The sequence below is a fragment of the bacterium genome, assembly GCA_021158245.1.
Taxonomy (GTDB): domain Bacteria; phylum Zhuqueibacterota; class QNDG01; order QNDG01; family QNDG01; genus QNDG01.
In genome coordinates this window covers 1-3,464 of sequence record JAGGVB010000138.1, presented here as the reverse complement: position 1 = coordinate 3,464, position 3,464 = coordinate 1, and the positions used below count along the sequence as shown (strand labels likewise).

The window sequence follows — 3,464 nt, the reverse complement described above, 5'->3', positions numbered from 1 at the left end:
CCAACCAAAAATCGTTCATCAATGAACCCGCCTCACGTTGGCCGAATTGAAATGTAAAAATTGAAGGCAGCGTTTTCATCCAGTGCATTTTTTTGTTATCTGTGATATAGCGCATTTATGCAACTTGCATTTTCAGTGGATTAATTGCCTCGTATTCCTGTTTTCGTTTTTAAAGTGTATTCCACATGTCATAATTTGTTTGTAATCTTATCCAAAATTCTGGCGTTGTATTAAAAAATTTTGATAGTCGAAATGCTGCGTCCGGGGTTATTGATCGCTTACCCAAGAGAATCTCATTAATTCTCACCCGTGTTATTACGATCGTATCGGATAGTTTCTGCTGTGTCATATTTAATTCTTCAAGATATTCATAGCGAAGTATCTCGCCCGGATGTGTTGGTTGCCTGTTTTCAGGTAACATTTTACTAAAACCTCCTAATGGTACTGCACTAGTTCCAAATTGTAGATATCACCATCTTTAAAAATAAAGCATAATATCCACGGACCATTAATAGATATTGCCCATCGTTCTTTCCTATCTCCATGCAATTTATGAAGATGATTTGATGGAGGGGATTTTAAATCTATATATCAGTCACACTGTTTAGCATATCCAATTTTCGTAAAAGTCTTTTTGATAATTTTTGCGAAATCCGTTTATGAGAACCCGTATTCCAAAATTCTTCCAACCAGGAGTGCGTCCGGATTTTAAGGAAAGATATACTCTTTCTGAGCTTAAAAGGTACCATTGTCAAAGAACAAATCAATAAAAATATTTATTTCTTTACTTGACTTTCAGCAAGTAGTCACTGCTAAGCGACGCCGCCGAATTGCCCTAACATGCTACTCATGCCTCGATTGCCGGTGTCCGCTTGAGCAGATTGTTAGCTATTTTTCTTACTTTTATCACCATATTTCCGATTTTCCGTTAATGAAGGACAGTGATTGGATCGGTAAATAATTTTGAATTCGGAATTAGTATCTTATTACCCTCGGCATCAAGTTCTGTATATCGCATGTCGATAGAAACAACAACACCCTCGTAACCTGATATCTTTATACGGTTTCCTATCTCGAACGGTCTATATAATAATATAAGTACGCCAGAAAGAAGATTGGAAATAGTATCTTTCAGAGCGAAACCAATTGCGAAACCAGTCAGCCCTATACCGGCTACAAGCGCGGATACATTAACACCTAAAGTTCCGAGAGCAGTAACAATACCAAAGATAATGAGTGCAATACTGCTTGTACGAGCAAGTAGCGAAGTGAGATTTCTATCAAGTTTCAGTCGTTCTGCATTGTTAGTGATTATTCTCTTTATTATTTTTGCAAGGATAAAGAAAACGAGGAAAACTATTATAACGCCGCCTACTCTCGGTGCCCAGAGAGTAGTTTGCTCAATCAGAGTGTGCACGATATTTCCCATAAATTAATTGTCTCTGGTTTTAACTCGCCCAAAAATAGCTAACATAAGATTATGTGTACTAATGAAAAAAGCAATTGTTACCTTCCATAACCACCTATACTATGTCGCATATTATTTATTAATCGTCTATTATTATTTAAGTTATCTATTATTTCTCCTGATTCTATAAACTTGTATATGTTGCTAATTTAGCAGCATATACTAAAAATCAGCAGGTCTTCTTGCACTTTCCCCCCAGTTTAATCACATATGTATATATCATAGTTGTTTCCACATTAAAGCATTCATAGCACAGAACCTTCAAATCTTCCAGAGAAATTAATAAGCTGCAGAGATAAAATTACATTCTTCTTATCCGCCGCATGAATTCCCCCGGATTACATTGAAAATCCAACCGATGCTTTTCCGTCTGTCTACCGGCTGATGACCGCTAACAGTCCAAGGCTGTAAGAATACTCTTTTTAATCAGCCTCCCCCTACTTAACAATCAAATCATCTCTTCCAATAAGACTGCCGATAAGATTCCGCAGAGCAATTTTATATGCAAGAGGATGACCGGAAAGATCATCTCTTTTTATATCTTTTGTAATTTGTTTAATTTTATCACTGCCCATGGAATTCCGCAGCCCAATTGCGGATTCAAAAAGAGACTGTTTTTTTGCAGCAAGAATACCTTCTGCTCCGGAGCGGCGTATCTTTCCTGTTTTATCAACCAATACACCTGTAAAATGCACTACATCAACAGGATCTTCAAGAGAGGATAGCCACTTAACAGGAATACTGTATCCTGTACCGAGTACAAGTTCTTTTTTCCCGAACAAATTTTTCTGCCTTATCATATATTCACTTAAACCGGCAGTAACAAACAGGACATAATCAATATTCTTTTCCATACACAGATTTACTACTTTTTCTTTCCAGGAAGCAGATGGATTTCTGTAATATAGTACCATAGGAGGTATATAGTTTTCATCTCCGTTATCATAAGAACTTGAACTTACCGGAGCTCCGAACATTTCAGGACTCCCTACATACACGTCAGGGAATTCCGACAAAGGCAAATCAAGATCAGGAAGGGATTTCACCAGGCTAAGGGTGTTGCTGTATCGATTTACATCTTTCAGCAAATCCGCCCATATTCTTTTGTCGCGTTTATCAACTCTTATATCAGTTACAATCGGAAATAATCCGACTTTTAGAGTTGAGCTGCCTGCACGGGGTATCTTTCCGTAATAATTCGGCGGTTTGTTTAACACTACTGAAGTACTTGTTCTTAAATTGTTCAAAGCTGCGCATGCAAAAAGGAACAGAGAACCGGCGAAAAATACCATTAGAATAAAGCCCTTTTTCTTTCCTGTTAAATCAATCATCTCCCCTCTTAATCTAACTTATTAAATCTAAATATTTACCGGGATTTTCCCGGTATCAAACATTAAAAAATATTAAATATTTTCCACAATGTCAAGAAGTTGTTAACAGGATCTGGCACCCCCCGAAAATGTATGGAAATTGTACTGCATATTTTTACCCCGGCATTAGAAATATCTCCGGCTCGGAAATGGAAATAACTACACGGTTTTCTTTTGTATTGCCTTTCTAATTAAAACCCCTATTATTAATAAAACTCCAAGAACACTTATTATTGAAGGGCCGCATGAAAAATCAAATTTATAAGAGAATATTAGCCCGAGTATTATTGCAATAAATCCTGCTCCCCATCCAATAAAGAGCCTTCTTATCCAGGATGTTGTAAAAATCAATGCAAAAACAGCAGGAATTATAAGGAATGAAAATATTACAAGCACGCCTGCAACAGGTACAATCAGTACTGTGATAATCCCAAGTGAAATAAAAAACAGTAAATCCCAAAGGTTTTCATTTTTCAAACTACCCGGATTTTCCGTTATGGAAAAGAATTTCCAACAAAACTTAATGCGGAAATATAGCCGATTACAAAAACAAAACCAAAAAAATGTTTTATGTTTGTTTTTTTCACATTAAACGGACTGATAAAATTATATTCCATATTTTGATG

At 36.4% G+C, this 3,464-nt stretch carries 5 protein-coding genes; all 5 read right to left on the bottom strand.

Annotation, left to right across the window (positions count from 1 at the left end):
* Window positions 1-169 precede the first annotated feature (169 nt).
* On the bottom strand, window positions 170-421 hold the full coding sequence (locus J7K93_07440) for a HigA family addiction module antidote protein (GenBank protein MCD6116831.1): 252 nt from the start codon (window positions 419-421) through the stop codon (window positions 170-172).
* Between the two features lie 14 nt (window positions 422-435).
* A complete protein-coding gene (locus J7K93_07435; GenBank protein MCD6116830.1) occupies window positions 436-549 on the bottom strand; it encodes a hypothetical protein in 114 nt (37 codons plus the stop codon).
* Window positions 550-928: 379 nt separating this feature from the next.
* A complete protein-coding gene (locus tag J7K93_07430; protein ID MCD6116829.1) occupies window positions 929-1,429 on the bottom strand; it encodes a mechanosensitive ion channel in 501 nt (166 codons plus the stop codon).
* Between the two features lie 476 nt (window positions 1,430-1,905).
* Entirely contained in the window at window positions 1,906-2,799 is an 894-nt protein-coding gene (locus J7K93_07425) for a hypothetical protein (GenBank protein ID MCD6116828.1), read from the bottom strand.
* A gap of 198 nt (window positions 2,800-2,997) precedes the next feature.
* Window positions 2,998-3,363: a metal ABC transporter permease gene (locus tag J7K93_07420; GenBank protein MCD6116827.1), complete on the bottom strand. Its 366-nt coding sequence runs from the start codon at window positions 3,361-3,363 to the stop codon at window positions 2,998-3,000.
* Window positions 3,364-3,464 lie beyond the last annotated feature (101 nt).